Origin of the sequence: Nocardia sp. NBC_01009, assembly GCF_045208035.1 — a bacterium.
Classification (GTDB): Bacteria; Actinomycetota; Actinomycetes; order Mycobacteriales; family Mycobacteriaceae; genus Nocardia.
The window spans coordinates 4,658,654-4,673,597 of sequence record NZ_CP108695.1; the positions used below are offsets into that span (position 1 = coordinate 4,658,654).

Here is a 14,944-nt window from a genome sequence, read left to right on the forward strand (position 1 = left end):
ATCGGCGCGGTCAGTCGCCGGTGACGCCGTCGATGCGCTCGCGCAGGAAGTCGGCGTGGCCGTTGTGGCGGGCGTATTCCTCGATCATGTGCACGTAGACCCAGCGCAGGCTGTACTCGGTCGGGCGCCGGGGATGAATGAACGTGTGATCGAGCGGCAGGTCGGCGACGGCGGCATCGGCCAGTTCGACTTCACGGCGATAGGCAGCGAAATCGGCGGCGGCGTCGGCCTCGAGGATATCGTCGAAGTCGCCGTCGGGATTGTCGGTGCTGCAGTAGAGGTAGTCCAGCGCTTCGCCACCCGCGCCGGTGCGGAACCATCCGCGTTCCACCTCGCTCATGTGCCGGACCAGGCCGAGCAACGACAGCGAGGACGGTGCGACACATCGCTGTTTGAGCTGCTCGGGATTGAGTCCCGCGCACTTGAGCAGCAGCGTCCGACGGTGGAAATCGAGCCACGCCCGCAGCATCGGACGCTCATCGGCGATAAGTGGCGTCTTGCTTCGGTCGATGTCAGGAGCGGTCCACGTCACCGGCCGACTGTAACCCGAAACCGTCCGACAGAGCTTGCGAATAAACGGCCGAAGCCGCGGCGCCGATGGTGTTCACCTCGGCGCCGCGGCATCGGTTTGGCGGCTGTCGTCGCTGGTGACGGCCGCCTACAGGCCAGCATTCAGGAAGTCGACGACCGCGCGCTCGAACGCATTTTTCCGCTCGATCTGGACCCAGTGCCCGCACCGGCCGAACAGCCGCAGGTCGGCGTTGGGCAGCTGCCGGGACGGCAGCAGCGCACCCTCGACCGGGGTGACCCGGTCGTCGCGGCCCCACAGCATCAGCACCTCGTGCCGCAAGTTCCGCAGCCGTGCCCACAGCGGCAGCGGTTCGGCGAACGCGGGGTTCGCGAAGGTGATGTAGGCGTCTCTGATGGCCGCGATCGCGGCGGGAGCCGAGGCCGCGACGAGCCGGTCGTCGACGAGTTCGTCGGTGAGCACCGCCTCGTCGAACACCATGGTGCGCAGCCAGCTCAGCACCCGCTCGCGGGTGGGATCCGCGGTGAAGTCCAGCAGTCGCCGAATCCCCTCGGACGGCTCGGGGCCGAGCACATTGACCCCGACGCCGCCGGGGGCCATCAGGACGAGCCGCTCGACGCGATCGGGATGCTCGAGCGCGATCAGGGTGGCTACCGCACCACCCATGGAATTGCCGAGCAGATGCACCCGAGGCAACTCCAGCTGATCCAGCAGCCCGATCACCGCATCGGCGGAAATGCGCAGATAGTTGCGCTCGTACACCTCCGGTCGCTCGCTGGCGCCGAAGCCGGGCTGATCCAGGATCAGGCAGCGGAAGTGCTCGGCGAGGACGGGCAGATTGCCGCCGAAGTTCGCCCACCCGGACACGCCGGGTCCGGAGCCGTGCAACAGCACCAGCGGCGGACCTGAACCGGCCTCGTGGTAGCGGAGTTTCAGCCCGTCGACGGTGATGTGGTGACTGGTCGCCTCGGCGCTGAGCATCACACCATCCGATCTTCGACCGGCAGCCCGAACTCGCCGCGGCCGAACATTGCCAGAGCGCGCTCCACGTCGTTGATCACGTGCACGCTGCCCGCATGGGCGTCGCGCCAATGCCGTTCGATCGTATTGGGTTTGCGAATCGAGTGGCCGCCGGAATTATCGAACAGCAGCTCGATCGCCGCGATTGCGCGTTCGGTGCCGCGCACCTGGTCGCGACGGGTGCGCAGGCGAACCTCGTCCGGAATCTCCTCGCCCGCTTCGGCATAGCGCAATTGCTCGGAGATATTGCGCTCCATCTGCAGAATCGCGGCGTCGATCTCGGAGCCGGCGCGGGCGACCCGCACATGCGCGAAACCGTCTTCGGCGACCTTCTGCCCGCCGTAGGACAGCCGCACCCGCTCCCGCATCATCTCGATGTGCGCCTGGTAGGCGCCCTGTGCGGCGCCGATGATCGGCGCGGTGATCGTGTTGGAGAACACCCCGGCGAACGGAATCTTGTACAGCGCAGCAGGATTGGCGTCTTGACCGGGTCCGCGCAGCTGGGACTGCTCGGTGGCGCTGTAGGCGCGGTGGTGGGGCACGAACGCCTTCTCGATCACGATGTCGTTGCTGCCGGTGCCGGACAGGCCGACCACATGCCACACATCGTCGATCAGGTAGTCCGCCCGCGGCACCAGAATCGTCAAATAGTCACGGGGATTGCCGTTCTCGTCCGGGGCGAGCGCGCCGAGGAAGGCCCATTGCGCGTGGTCGCATCCGGAGGAGAAGCTCCACCGGCCGCTGACCTCGTAACCGCCCTCGACGGGAGTGAGCCGCCCGGTCGGGGCATAGGACGACGAAATCAGGGTGTCGGAATCGGCGCCCCACACCTCTTCCTGCGCCTGCAACGGGAACAGCGCGAGCTGCCACGGATGCACGCCGAGCACCGAGGAGACCCACCCGGTGGACGGGCACGCGGAGGCGATCGCACGAATGACCTCGTAGAACGCGACGGGCGAGACCTCGTCGCCGCCGAACCGCGATGGCTGCAGCATCCGGAACACCCCGGCCTCGGTCAGCTCACTGATGCTCGCCACGGGAACGCGCCGCTGCGCGTCGGTGTCCGCGGCTCGCTCCCGGATCGCCGGAAGCAGATCCCGGACCCGATCGAGCACCTTATTGGTCATGACGGGTGTCCTCCTGTGGTTCTGGGCTGCGGCGCGAAAAGCGCCATGCTCTGACGCTATGTGCGTCCGGGGTGGTGCAACGGCGACAGTCCCGGTGATCGGAACCGTGTCGGCCGGTCAGATGTTCGCCGCGGCGGCTGTCCCGGCTTTGCGGCCGAAGAAGGTGCCGTCGCCGAGGGAGGTACCGCTGATGTAGCCCTCGCCGTGCAGTCCGGAGCTCGCGCGGCCCGCGGCGAACAGGCCGGGGATGGGTGCGCCGTCGAGATCGAGCACCTGGCCGTCGATGGTGGTGTGCAGGCCGCCGAGGGTGAACACGGAGGCGCCCGTGCCGCGGCGGTCGCCGGATTCCGACGGTGGGCGCACGCCGGCTTTGACATTGATCGCGGCCAGCGGCGCGGTGAGTGGACGCAGCCAGCGTTCGGACTTGTGGAAATCGGGATCTGCGCCGCGTGCGGCGAAGTCGTTGTATCGCTGGATCTGGGCGGCCAGCGCGCCCGGTGCCAGGCCGAGCAGTTCGTCCAGCTCGGCCGCCGACTCGGCGACATGGGTCGGACGAACGCCCCAGCGTTCCCGCTCCGGCACCTCGTCGTAGCCCTGCTCGTCGAGCACCACCCACACCTTCATGTCCTGCCGGAACAGTGCCGCCTGGCCGATGCGACCGGGATAGGTGTCTTCGTTGATGAACCGTGTGCCGTGCTCGTTGACGATCATGCCGCGCGCGGCGAAGGCGGGAACGAGTGAGATGCCGACCTGCCCGGCCGCCATGTGCCGAACCGCAGCGCCCGCGGCCTGCGCCAGCCGGATGCCGCTGCCGTCGTCGGTGCCCGCGCTGACCTTGGTGTGCCCGAGCAAGCGCGGCGCGTTGGCGGCGAGCATGCCGTCGTTGTCGACGAAACCACCTGTGGTCAGCACGCATCCGCGCCGAGCCCGGATGGTGAGCTCGTTGCCGTAGCGGCGCGCGACCGCACCGACGACGCCGCCGTCCGCACCGATAATCAGATTGGTCACGTAGGTGTCGTATTGTGCTGTCGCGCCCGCGGATTCGGCTGCGTCGACGAGGGTGTCCATCAGCAGCCTGCCACCGAAGTCGTTGGCCGTCGGCCGGTGGCCGCGCGGTGCCGGGGTGGCGATCTCAGTGAACGGCCAACTGTTCTCGCCGAGCCACATCAGCCCGTCGTCGGTGGGCGGCACCCACGCGGGCGAATCCCACAGACTCGGCTTGAACGGCACGCCACGATCGACCAGCCAGTGGAAGTGCGCCACGCTGTGCTCGCAGTAGTGTGCGATCTTCTGCTCGTCCGCGCCCGGTCCGAGCGCGGCAAGCAGGAAGGCCGCCATCTGCTCGGGGCTGTCGTCGAATCCACAGGCCTGCTGGATCGGGGTGCCGCCGCCGAGGTAGATCTCACCACCGGACATGGCCGACGCCCCGCCCGCACCACCCGCCCGGTCGAGCACCAGCACGTCGGCGCCGGTGTGCGCCGCCTCGAACGCGGCCGCCGCACCGGCACAGCCGTAGCCGACGACCAGCACGTCGGTCTCGATGTCGTAGTGGCTCACCTCGGCGGCGGCGCGCGGCGCCACCGAATTCCGGACCGTCATGAGCCCGACATTTCCGGCCACAGGGTGGGCGACGGTATCGACCATCTCGGTAGCCGACTCGGTCCTCCCGGTCAGTGGGACTGAATCCGGTCCTCCGACGGCGCACTGGTGATGGTGTGTGAACGGCGTCACGTTGTGTATCCCGACGCCGACGAGGAGAGGATATCGATGCGGGTCCTGGTCACCGGAATCACCGAGCCGAGCGGTCGCGCGGTGGCGCGCATGCTGTTGGCCGCCGGGCACGAAGTGGTCGGCCTGGACCGCCGGTGGCATCGCCACGTCGATCCCCGGGTGCAGTTCGTCGCTGGAGATCCTGTCGATGCCGGAGTCTGCGCCCGAGCGGTCGACGGATGTGCCGGCATTGTGCATCTGGCCGACTCCGGGATGCCCGAGATCGCTGACGCAGCACGCAAAGCTGATGCGCGCGTGGTGATTCCGGTGGTCGCGGGCGCGCGTTCGGCGCGAATGTCGGAGCATGAGGTGGCGACCATCCTGCGGACATCGGGTGCCGACGGGCTGCTGATACGCACCGCGCCGGTGGCCGGTCGCCGGATCGGCCACGAGACCCGACGGGCACTCGAGCCGATTCTCGGCTCGCGATCCGACGACGGATTCCAAGTGCTGCACAGCGACGACCTGGATCGATTCCTGGTCGTCGCCGTCACCACCCTGCCGAACCGCGAGCAGGTCGAGGGTCTGGAGATCGTCGAGCTCGCCGCCTCCGGTGTCGTCACGAAGGACGAGGTGCGCGGCATGATGCGCGCGGCGGGCGTGCACTACTCCGCGTGGGTGCCGGGCTGGTCGGCCCGTCGGCAGCTGCTCGATCCGACTGTGGCACAGCAACGGTGGGGATTCCGCTGCGGCTGGACGGCTCGCGAGGCCATGGCCGACCTGGTGCGCGGAATGGTCGGCCGCAAGCCCGATGGCGGTGGATTCCGCACCCAGCGCGGGGCGATTCCCTTGCCGTCACACGTCATTCCGTCGCGTGCCGCGACCTCGGACAACCATCGGCTGGCGAATGTCGCACCCGAGGGTCTCGAGGGCGAGTTCGACGATCGGGTCGACGAGCGCTACCCGGTGCACACCGCGACCAACACCTCCGAAGCGCTGCCCGGCCCGATGACCCCACTGACGATCGACCTGCACGCGGGCGCGATCCGCCTCGCCAACGAGGCCATGGGTACCATGATCGCCCTCGACGGAATCGCCTTGGAGCACTGGACGAGTCGCGTCACCACCGTGCTCGGTCATCACGTCTACATCAACGCCTCGATCGGCGTGCTCGCCGCCGAGAATATGCCGGGGTGGGACGAGGAGAGCATCCGCCGCGACGCCTACGGCAATATCCCCGCCGAGATCGCCCTGCAGCCGCACGGCAAGCCGCCGATGCCCACCGGCTTCGCGAGCACCGTGGCGACCTTGCGGGCAACCTCCCGTGTCCTGACCACCGCGACCCGCTTCCGGAAATCCGCGGAAGTGATCAATGCGGCTTCGCACGCGGAGGCGTTGAGTGCCGACGAGATTCGCGAACTGACCGACGAGCAGCTGCATGTGCGCGCTTTGCTGTGGCGTGACCGGCTGCATCAAGCCTGGCAGGCCGCCTCGATCGGGGTGATGATGACCGGCGCCGCCACTGCCGTGCATGCCCGAGGCAAGGACGCGGGCGAGGTGCCCATCGATCTGAACCGCCTGGAGTCGGCGAAGCCCATGCTCGCGGTCGAACGGCTCGCGCAGCTGTGCCGTGACGATGTCGACCTCTACGAGGCGGCCCGAGCCGGGGACATCGCGGCGGCACGGGCGAATTCGCCTGCTTTCGCCGCCGCTCTCGATGCGGAACTCGCGAAGATCGGGCACCGCGGTCCCGGTGAATGCGAGCTGATCAACCCGACCTTCGGTGACCGGCCTGCCCTGCTGGTGAGTGCGGCGGCCCGCGCGGCGCAATTGTCCGCGCCCAAACGTGAACCCGTCGATGCCGCGCCGAGCCGCACCGCGAAGATGGCGGCGGGAGCCACCGTCGCGCGGGAACGCGCCCGCGACGGCGTCGTGCGAATCACCCACTGCTTGCGACTCGCGGTGCGCGAGCGCGCGGACCGCCTCGTCCGCGCCGGTCGACTGCGCGAGACCGACGACGCCTGCTACCTGACCCTGGACGAAATCTTCTGCCTCCCGTTCGATGTCGCCGAGAAGGTCGCGCGCAGGCGCGCCGAGCGCATCAGACTGCAGGGCCTGCGCATGCCGGATGTCATTGCCGGACACTGGGAACCGGCCGCGGACGCCGGTGCACTCGGCACCGACGAGAGCCTGACCGGTATCGGGGTGTGCGCGGGTGTGGTGGAGGGCCGGGTGAAACTGGTGCTGTCGCTGGACGACGACATCGAACCCGGCGACATCCTGGTGGCCTCGGTAACCGACACCGGGCATACCGCGATGTTCGCCTACGCCGCCGCGGTGATCACCGATATCGGCGGCTCGGCCTCGCATGCCGCGATCGTGGCCCGCGAATTCGGCATCCCGTGCGTGGTGGACACCAAGACGGCCACTACCAGCCTGTCCGACGGCCAGCTTGTCCGTGTCGACGGCGCCGCAGGCACCGTGACGCTGCTCGCGGCCGCGCAGTAGAGCTTGGGCCGGAACCATTCTCGCCGGCTCATTGTGGAAAGGAACACCCCTCGTGACACTCTCGCGCGCCTTACGCGGTGCCCTGGTGGCAACGGCCGCCACGTTGGTCGGCATTTTCCCGGCCACCGTGGTCCCGGTGCTGTCGGCTCCGGCCACAGCGGCCCCGATGCTGCAGTCGCCCGGCCAGCACGACCGCTTGCTCGGCCTCCCGCATGCGCCCAATGCCAGGGACATCGGCGGCTACCCGGCCAAGGGTGGCGGCAAGCTGCGCTCCGGTGTCGTCTTCCGCACCGATGCACTGGCCAAACTGGATGACGGCGAGCAGCAGAAGCTGGTGTCGCTCAATATCGGTCAGGTGATCGACTTCCGCAGCCCCATCGAAACCGGCCGCGACCCCGACCGCCTGCCCGCGTCGATTCGCCGCACCGAGCAGCCCGTCTACGATCCGGCCAACGACTTCTACGTCATGGTGTCGCGACTGATCCAGGCCGGACCCGCCGCGCAGCAGGAAGCGCTCGGTAACGGCAAGAGCGCTGAAATCATGCGCACCTATTACCGCTGGTTCGTCACCGACCCGACCGCGCGCGCTCAGTTCGGCGCGGCGTTCAAAGACATCGCTACCGCACCGGGTGCAGTGCTCTACCACTGCACCGCGGGCAAGGATCGCACCGGCTGGATGACCGCGATCCTGATGAGCGCGCTCGATGTCCCGAAGGGACAGATCTACAACGACTTCCTCGACTCCAACGACAATCTGGCCGCAGGCAACAAGGCGCTGCTTGATGCGCTCGTTGCGCAGGGACTCGTCACCGATCGGTCGCTGTGGGAGCCCATCGTCGGCGTACAGCGCGACTTCCTCGACGCGGCGCTCGATCAGGTGCGTCAGTCCTACAGCTCGTTCGATAGCTTCCTCAGCGACGGGCTGGGTATCGACGACGCGACCCTCGCCGCGCTGAAGGCCAAGTTGCTGACCTAGCGGCGGTATTGCCAGGGACAGGTGGGGGCTGATGCACGGTCAGGTGACAGTGGTTAGGCGGCCTGACCGGTCGCTGAGGAGTACTCGACCGGGGTCGACAAGGCCCCGGCGAGTCCAAATCGGCCCGCCAAGGGCTCACGACGCGCAGTGTCGCTGACGGGTGTGTGCGTTTGGGAGGGTCACGCGCAAATGAGGCTGCCTTGATTCACAACATCTTTCGGTAGTAGACGACGCGTTCGCGTTCGTCGAAACCCAGGGCAGCGTGCATTGTCTGACCTTCCGCGTTGTCCAGCAGGGCGTCCGAGCCGAGTTCGGTACAGCCCATGGTTCGGCCCCATGCTTCGACAGCGTCGCACAACGTTCGGGCGATGCCGCTGCGCCGGTACGCCGGATCCACGTACATGCCCTCCAGAAAGGCGACCGGTGATGTATCGCAACCGTTTACGTAGTCGCTGCGTAACGTGGCCTCGGCGAAGCCGATAGCGGCACCTTGGGAGTTGCGGGCGAGAAAGGCAACTGCATGGGATCTGTCTGTCAGATCACCAAGATCGGCACGATGCTCCTCGGCCGAGCTCTCAGGCCATAACTGCGCGCGCAGAGCAGCCAGGTCGTCCAGGTCGTCCGCGCCGCATCGGTGGATCCTCATGCCGCCCACAGTATTCTGGAAACTACCCCGCCACCAGGCCCCGCGCGTGTCGCCGTCCGCCACACCAAGATCAACAGGCTCTGGCGGCGTTGGTCTCTGGGCGATGCCGCCACCAGAGCCTGATGATCTTGCATAAGCCGCTGGACCGGCCCGCTTTCGGATCTGTGGTTGTGCGGCGTCCATCGGGATCGATCGGCTTCGCGAACATTTCACGGCAGTACTGGATAGTTGCTGCGGAATAGGCGTTGTGGGTCGTGTTGCTGTTTGGTGGTGCGTAGTCGGGTAAGGGTTGCGTGGGTGAAGGCGTCTGCGGCGGTTTGGTGGGGGGATAGGAAGGTGAAGGGTGTGCGGGTGCTGAGGTGTGGGCGTAGTGCGCGCCGGTAGTCGTTCATTCGGTCTGTCAGTGCTGCGCGGGTTTGCGGTGTGGAGGGCGTGCCCTGGAGGTTGATGAAGTAGGGCTCGGTGAGGTTGCTTGCTGAGCTGTTCGAGGTTCGGGACAGGGCGCCTCCGAGGTGTCTGATGTGGACGCCGCGCAGCGGGGTGATCGGTTTCTCCAGGAGCGCGGTGATCACGTCGTCGTTGATGGCGGTGAGGAACTGGGCGTGGTTTTGACCGGGGTTCGGTGTGGTCGGCTCCGCGGCGATGGAACCGAGTTCGGTTGGGGGTAGGACACGTCTGGTGTCGCGTATCCGACCATTGATCGTGTCGAACTTGTGCACGAGTGCCTGGCCGGTGGCGGCGTCACCGAGGTAGGTCATGTCGATGCCGACGATCGGCTGGCCGTCGGGGGGTTGGAAGAGGTTGCACCACAGCGTTAATTCGTCGGGAGCGGTGGCGGTGATGTCGCGGAATGCCTCGAGTATCTCCGGCGCGCTGCGGGCTGGCCAGAGCATCCGCCCGCCGTAGATCGTGGTGGCCGGATGGAGTCGGAATTCGGTGGCTGTGACCAGTGCGAAGTCGCCGCCGCCACCGCGTAGTGCCCAGAACAGGTCGGGGTCGGAATTGACTGTTACGCGGGTCGGGCGGCCATCGGCGTCGATGGTGTCGAAGGCGGTGACGCTGTCGGCGGCCCAGCCGTGCATTCTGCTGAACCAGCTCAATCCGCCGCCTAGGATGTATCCGGTGACGCTGACGGCGGGGGAGCTTCCGGCCAATCCGATGAGGTTGTTCTCCGCGGTCTGGGCCATGACCTGGTCCCACGAGACGCCCGCGCCTACCCGCGCGGATCGTGTGGCGGGCTCGATCCGGATTTCGTCGAGGCGCGTGGTGCGCAGCAGGATCGTTCCGCGCAGGTTGTCCGAAGCGCCGTGACCGTGAGGTTGGACGGCCACCGAAAGGTTGGCGCGACGGGCGAAACGTACCGCGGCGGCGGCGTCGGCCGCGTCGAGGACTTCAGCCACTGCGGCGATCGGCTGCTCGATGGCGAGGTTCCACGGCAGATGGGCATTCTGGAATCCTTCATCGCCTGGCAGGAGTACCCGGCCGCGGATCGCCGAACGCAGATCGTCGATGCGGGGCCGGTCCGCGTCACCGTTGGGTGTATCGGTCGAGCACGCGGCCAACGTGGTTGTCGCGGCGACCCCGCCACTGAGCGCAAGGAAACGGCGGCGGTTCATACCGCCTCCCGCTGTTGCTGTGGGAGCTTCTGGTGTGTCGCCCATGACTTCTCCTAACGTGCGGACCTGGTCGATCGGCCGACTTGGCGGCGGCAGCTGCGCCGGATCGCCGTCGGACGGCAGCGACCCAGCCGTGTGTGTGGAAGATCCCAGGCTTGGGAGCATCTGTCGGAGCACAGAATTCAAGCGCGAACGACTGATGTGTGAGCTCGGGCTGCGAAAAGCGGTGCGCGGCAAAGCCGAACGCACCGCAATCGCCGATACCTCTGCGCCGCGGCCGCGTTCTCCGGACGGCTGGCCGAGGCTGGGGTCCGATTCGGGTTGGTCAGGCGGCGGTCCGGGTTAGAGCGCCGATGAATAGGTAGGTGTTGGTGGGTGGTTGGCCGTCCGTGGTGGTGGACCCGGCCAGGAATCCGTTGAGGTGTTGGGCGTCGTCGGTGACCAGTGCCCAGTAGCGCAGGGAACTGTCACTGTTGGGGGTATGGCAGGTTTGTGTGGCCGGCTCGAGTTCGGCTGTGTCGCCGCGCACGGCGAGTGTCCAGTCGCACCCATCGGGGGTGTGGGCGTTGATAATTCCCTTGTCCTTGCTGGTGAACTGGACAGTGCCCTGCTCGGGGTAGGCGCTGCCCTTGTCGGTGGACACGACGTTGGTCAGGGTGTGGAAGTCGGCCTGGTCGTAGTTGTAGCTGCCGAGGAATCGCTGCACGTACTGGTTTTGGCCCTCGCCGTCGACTCTGGTGCGGGAGCCGGATTTCATGCTCGCCAGCAGGTCCATGCCGTTGGGTTGGTGGCTGATGGAGGTGATCTGTTCCTGTTCTTTGTTACCGTCGACGTGGACCGACCAGTTGGTGATGTTGTACCCGGAGCCGATGTTCTGGTTGAAGCACTGCTGTGTCGTCGATGACAACTCCAGCCCGATGGGATTGACGGTGAAGTTCCAGGTACAGCCCTGATCGGTGTGCCCGTTGACGGTGCCGTCGGGACCGGGGGAGAACAGCACCCAGCCGACCTGAGGTATGCGCAGCGGCAGCGGCAGCGGGGAGTCGCACTGGCCGGCGCCGTTCGGGCAGTCGAGCACAGCGACGTTATTCAGTGTTGGAGTGTCGGGCTGGTCGTAGTTCCAGTAGCCGTAGTACTTCTGCGCGTTGGTGTCGGGTTCGGCAGTGGCTGTGGCCGACCCGAACGATGTCGTGGCGGCTAACGCGAAAACGGTGACGAGGCCGCAGAGCAGCCTGGTGCGAGGTCTGTTTCTCCTGGGGGCATGCGATGCAACCATGGTGTGGTTCCTTGTCGAGGCGGTGGGGGCGAAGTCAGCCGAGGAGCGTGGTGGCGCGTTGGTTCACGGCCAGCAGGACGGTGAGAGCTGTCTCGAGCATGGCCGGATCGATGTCGTCGAGTGCGCTATCGGTGACTGTGCGCGCGTGGGCGTACAGGCTTGCGAAGTAGGCCGCGCCGACCTCGGTCAGTACAGTTGCGGCCCTCGGATCGTCGGGCTGGCAGGTGATATGACCAGCGGTTGCCGCGCGGTCGAGTAGTTGGCGTGTGTCTTCCGGCGCGAGGTCCATGCGCAGGTTGAGTTCGGCGGCGATCGTGTCGGCCGGCAGTGGAACGCCTTTCTCTTTCAGCAGCGTGTACAACATCCAGCTCGGGAAGTCGGAGCCGAAGTCGGCGAGCGCGCGACGGTGCAGCTTGGTGAGCTTGTGTGCCGCTTCACCGAACGCTCGGCCGAAGCTGGGACCCGGGGCAGGGTTCTCCGTCACGGGAGCCTCCTCATTTCGTTGGCGCAACCAATGTGGGTGAAGCCAACAATACATGAGATTGATGGTCGCGCCAACGATCGGTAATCTAGTGCGGTGGACAACGTCGAGAACCCGACGCCGGCTCGGCTACGCGCGTTGCCGAGCTGGTCGATCAACCAAATGGCCATCGCAGCCAACCGACCATGCCCTGGAAAGCACCGGCTCGCGGCGCTACCACTTCGCGATGCTTGCCGCGCTCGATGAATTCGGGCCGTCCAGTCAGGCGAATTTGGGAAGATGTACCGGGATCGATCGCAGCGACATCGTCGCGGCAATCAACGCGATGGTGAAGCAGGGGTTTGTCGACCGCAGCCCGCACCCGTCAGACGGACGCCGGAATGTCGTGACGATCACCGCCGCCAGAAAGGACCATCTGGAGTACCTCAGCGGGCTGCTCGGCGATGCGCAGAGCGAGCTGCTGCGTAACCTGTCCGCAGAAGAATCGAAAACCATGGCTGAACTCTTATCGCGCCTTCTCGACAGCCGATGATGGTGGCGACTTCCCATGAAGTAGAGCCGAATGGCTCGATCCGAACCGAGCGGCCCGAGGCAAAAGCTCACTGTCCGAAGGCTTTCCGTCCGCTCAGTCATCCGGTATCCAAGTCATGCGGATTTATGTCAACATAAGGGGACCGCAGCAACGCCAGGCAGATTTAGGCCAACCTCGATGGCGGAACTGAATATGTTCCCTAGATGGATCGTGACCGCCGACCGTGAGCAGAATAAACAAACCTACGCACGTTCATGATCACTGCTTTCCAGCTCGGGGATAGGCTCTTCACCAACCGCCACGAGCAATTCGATTGGCAATTCCGGATCGCCTTGGCCGACAGTGAGCGCGACCCACCGGCCCGCTTCCGGCTGCCGCCAGACGAGCATCTCACCACTGAGTCCGCACAGACGGCTTATCGGCTCCGGAACCGGACCCTCACACCACAGAAAAGGCCCTAGATCGATCGCTTCGGGGCCGCCCCAGCGTGCAGTCAAAACGGTCACCAACTCCTGGAAAGCGGCGCCGATCTCTTCCTCGGCCGCCTCAACGACCTCCTCACTGCGGTCGTTCCAAAAATCCTGGCTGGCCCGCAGAACACACACGTGGTGCCCCGGACCGCTGGATCGATTCCCATCCCTGGCGTCCTCCGTAGGAAAACCAAGGGTGAGTAGACCTTCGACGATGACACGCAGATCCTCAGTGGCCACGCCAACAGGCTAACGAATAGTCGGTTTAGAAATGGCCCAACTTTCGGCGAGGACGGCGTCCCCATGGCCAGCCTGGGTGGTTGTCGAGTCAGATCGGCTGCCAATTGAACCCGGGACGTGAGATCGAGTTTGGCCGCCCGGCACGGTCTGAAGGGGCGTCGTCGGCTGCGCTGCCGCGCGGGCAGGTAGTAAGAATCCGACGACCAGGGCCGCGGTCAACGCTATTGCGGCGCATACGAGTGAGCCGACGCGGAGGCCATCGAGGAACGCTTGGTCGACGATATTGCGGACATCGAGTGCTTGTTGCGTGGACAGCGGATCGACGGCTTGATGTGCCGCGGCGATGGATCGACCTAGGGTGGCCCGCATGGCCGGTGGGAGCTCGGACAACGTCGGGTTCGCGGCGAGTTTGTGGGTGTAGACCGACGCGAAGACGCTGCCGATGATCGCGACGCCGAGGGTGCCACCGAGCTCTCGGGTGGTGTCGTTTACCGCCGAGCCGATTCCGGCTTTGTCGGCGCTGAGTGAACCCATGATCGCTTCGGTGGCGGGGGCGGTGGTGAGGCCCAGTCCGCTACCGAGGAGCACCATTTGCATCGCGATCTGGCTGTAGAAGGTGGCGGTTTGGACCGTTGCAGACCAGGCGAGCCCTGCCGCGAAGATGGTCAGACCACCGGTGACCACCGCCGTAGTGCCGATCCGGTGGACCAGGCGTGGTCCGAGAATACTCGCTATGGCGATGGACGCGGCGACCGGCAGCAACCGCACACCGGCTTCGAATGCGCTGTAGCCCTTGATGAATTGGAAATACTGGGTGATGACGAAGATGAAGCCGAACAACGCTAGAAAGCCTGCGGTTACTGCCAGGCTGCCGCCGGAGAAACGTCGATTGGAGAACACCGATAAATCCAGCATCGGGTGCCTGCGGCTGCGCTCCCAGACCGCGAAGACGACCAAAACCCCTGCGCCGAATAAGAATCCGAGGATGGTTCGCCCTGTTGCCCAACCCCAGTCGGGCGCTTCGATCACGGTGTAGACGACGGCCGTTATGCCTATCGCGGACAGGATCAGCCCTATCAGATCGACCGGCGGGGTCGCGGGGTCCCGAGAAGTCGGGATGAACAGCCACACTCCGATGAGTGCGACGGTGGCGATCGGGACGTTGACGAGGAAGATCGATCCCCACCAGAAGTGTTCCAGTAGCCAACCGCCAGTGATCGGGCCCACCGCAACTCCGACGCCGGTCATGGCCGCCCAAGCACCGATCGCCGCGCCGCGCCGCGTGGGGTCGGTGAAGATATTGGTGATCAGTGCCAAGGTTGTCGGGAAGATCAATGCGGCCCCGACGCCCATCCCGGCGCGGGCAATGGTGAGCGTGTTCGACGAATCAACCAACGCGGCGACGGCAGACATGGCCGCGAACACGATGAGCCCTATGCTGAGCCACCCACGTCGGCCGTAACGGTCGCTCAGACTGCCTGCCGACATCAATAGACCGGCAATGACCAGCGTGTAGGCGTCGACAATCCATTGTAGTTGTGTGGTGCCGGCGTTGAGGTCTCGCGACAGCGTTGGCAGGGCGACGTTGACGATCGTGGCGTCGACGCTGATGACGAAGACACTCAGGCAGATGACGGCGAGCGCGAGGGCAGGCCGCCTGGGGGACGCGGGTTGGAAGCGACTGTTGGGCATGCTTCACGGTAGCAACAGTTAGACATGTATTTCAACAGTCTGGTTGAATTGTTTGTCTAGATGCGCTGGTTCGGTGCCGTCGATCTGGGCGGGGGCATCGAGCAGTATGAACAATAAAGTT

General features: G+C 65.9%; 13 protein-coding genes. 3 read left to right on the forward strand and 10 right to left on the reverse strand.

All coding sequences use genetic code 11. The features are described from left to right. Positions 1-10 precede the first annotated feature (10 nt). The 4 genes from OHA42_RS20840 to OHA42_RS20855 all read right to left on the reverse strand — a co-directional run bounded on the left by OHA42_RS20840 (position 11) and on the right by OHA42_RS20855 (position 4,275). Positions 11-532: a DinB family protein gene (locus OHA42_RS20840; RefSeq protein WP_406229565.1), complete on the reverse strand. Its 522-nt coding sequence runs from the start codon at positions 530-532 to the stop codon at positions 11-13. A gap of 126 nt (positions 533-658) precedes the next feature. After that, a complete protein-coding gene (locus tag OHA42_RS20845) occupies positions 659-1,510 on the reverse strand; it encodes an alpha/beta fold hydrolase (protein WP_406229566.1) in 852 nt (283 codons plus the stop codon). Beyond that, positions 1,510-2,676 carry a 3-hydroxy-9,10-secoandrosta-1,3,5(10)-triene-9,17-dione monooxygenase oxygenase subunit gene (gene hsaA, locus OHA42_RS20850; protein WP_328399924.1) on the reverse strand — a complete coding sequence of 389 codons (1,167 nt, stop codon included), beginning with the start codon at positions 2,674-2,676 and terminating at the stop codon, positions 1,510-1,512. The genes OHA42_RS20845 and hsaA overlap by 1 nt, the downstream gene beginning before the upstream one ends. A gap of 117 nt (positions 2,677-2,793) precedes the next feature. Beyond that, entirely contained in the window at positions 2,794-4,275 is a 1,482-nt protein-coding gene (locus OHA42_RS20855; RefSeq protein WP_406239493.1) for an FAD-dependent oxidoreductase, read from the reverse strand. Between the two features lie 168 nt (positions 4,276-4,443). On the opposite strand from OHA42_RS20855, the gene OHA42_RS20860 reads away from it, so the two are divergent. Together OHA42_RS20860 and OHA42_RS20865 are read left to right on the forward strand one after the other, a co-directional pair. Next, a complete protein-coding gene (locus tag OHA42_RS20860) occupies positions 4,444-6,894 on the forward strand; it encodes a PEP-utilizing enzyme (protein WP_406229567.1) in 2,451 nt (816 codons plus the stop codon). A 52-nt stretch (positions 6,895-6,946) separates the two neighbouring features. Continuing rightward, positions 6,947-7,870 (forward strand): tyrosine-protein phosphatase, encoded by a 924-nt coding sequence (locus tag OHA42_RS20865; protein ID WP_406229568.1) that lies wholly within the window; start codon positions 6,947-6,949, stop codon positions 7,868-7,870. A 205-nt stretch (positions 7,871-8,075) separates the two neighbouring features. Here OHA42_RS20865 and aac(6') read toward each other — a convergent pair whose 3' ends face one another. From aac(6') to OHA42_RS20885, 4 genes are all read right to left on the reverse strand, one after another. Further along, the gene (gene aac(6') / locus OHA42_RS20870; RefSeq protein WP_406229569.1) at positions 8,076-8,516 is read right to left on the reverse strand and encodes an aminoglycoside 6'-N-acetyltransferase; all 441 of its coding nucleotides are present in this window, start codon (positions 8,514-8,516) and stop codon (positions 8,076-8,078) included. 209 nt (positions 8,517-8,725) lie between these two features. Then, complete coding sequence (locus OHA42_RS20875) at positions 8,726-10,177, reverse strand: FAD-binding oxidoreductase (RefSeq protein ID WP_406229570.1); 1,452 nt, start codon at positions 10,175-10,177, stop codon at positions 8,726-8,728. Positions 10,178-10,457: 280 nt separating this feature from the next. Next, positions 10,458-11,408, reverse strand: a complete 951-nt coding sequence (locus tag OHA42_RS20880) for a hypothetical protein (protein ID WP_406229571.1) — start codon at positions 11,406-11,408, stop codon at positions 10,458-10,460. A 34-nt stretch (positions 11,409-11,442) separates the two neighbouring features. Next, a complete protein-coding gene (locus OHA42_RS20885; RefSeq protein ID WP_406229572.1) occupies positions 11,443-11,892 on the reverse strand; it encodes a hypothetical protein in 450 nt (149 codons plus the stop codon). 223 nt (positions 11,893-12,115) lie between these two features. Between OHA42_RS20885 and OHA42_RS20890 the strand changes: the two genes are divergently transcribed. Beyond that, the gene (locus tag OHA42_RS20890; RefSeq protein ID WP_406229573.1) at positions 12,116-12,421 is read left to right on the forward strand and encodes a MarR family winged helix-turn-helix transcriptional regulator; all 306 of its coding nucleotides are present in this window, start codon (positions 12,116-12,118) and stop codon (positions 12,419-12,421) included. A 242-nt stretch (positions 12,422-12,663) separates the two neighbouring features. Here the strand turns inward: OHA42_RS20890 and OHA42_RS20895 are convergent, their stop codons facing one another. Both OHA42_RS20895 and OHA42_RS20900 read right to left on the reverse strand, forming a co-directional pair. Continuing rightward, positions 12,664-13,131 (reverse strand): hypothetical protein, encoded by a 468-nt coding sequence (locus OHA42_RS20895; protein WP_406229574.1) that lies wholly within the window; start codon positions 13,129-13,131, stop codon positions 12,664-12,666. Between the two features lie 9 nt (positions 13,132-13,140). Next, positions 13,141-14,823, reverse strand: coding sequence for an MFS transporter (locus OHA42_RS20900; RefSeq protein WP_406229575.1), 1,683 nt, complete (start codon positions 14,821-14,823; stop codon positions 13,141-13,143). Positions 14,824-14,944 lie beyond the last annotated feature (121 nt).

Coding starts and splice junctions, on each gene's coding strand:
- OHA42_RS20875 (WP_406229570.1), bottom strand. CDS start 10,177: ATGGGCGACACACCAGAAGCTCCCACAGCAACAGCGGGAGGCGGTATG.
- OHA42_RS20880 (WP_406229571.1), bottom strand. CDS start 11,408: ATGGTTGCATCGCATGCCCCCAGGAGAAACAGACCTCGCACCAGGCTG.
- OHA42_RS20900 (WP_406229575.1), bottom strand. CDS start 14,823: ATGCCCAACAGTCGCTTCCAACCCGCGTCCCCCAGGCGGCCTGCCCTC.
- OHA42_RS20855 (WP_406239493.1), bottom strand. CDS start 4,275: ATGACGGTCCGGAATTCGGTGGCGCCGCGCGCCGCCGCCGAGGTGAGC.
- hsaA (WP_328399924.1), bottom strand. CDS start 2,676: ATGACCAATAAGGTGCTCGATCGGGTCCGGGATCTGCTTCCGGCGATC.
- OHA42_RS20890 (WP_406229573.1), top strand. CDS start 12,116: ATGCTTGCCGCGCTCGATGAATTCGGGCCGTCCAGTCAGGCGAATTTG.
- OHA42_RS20845 (WP_406229566.1), bottom strand. CDS start 1,510: ATGCTCAGCGCCGAGGCGACCAGTCACCACATCACCGTCGACGGGCTG.
- OHA42_RS20860 (WP_406229567.1), top strand. CDS start 4,444: ATGCGGGTCCTGGTCACCGGAATCACCGAGCCGAGCGGTCGCGCGGTG.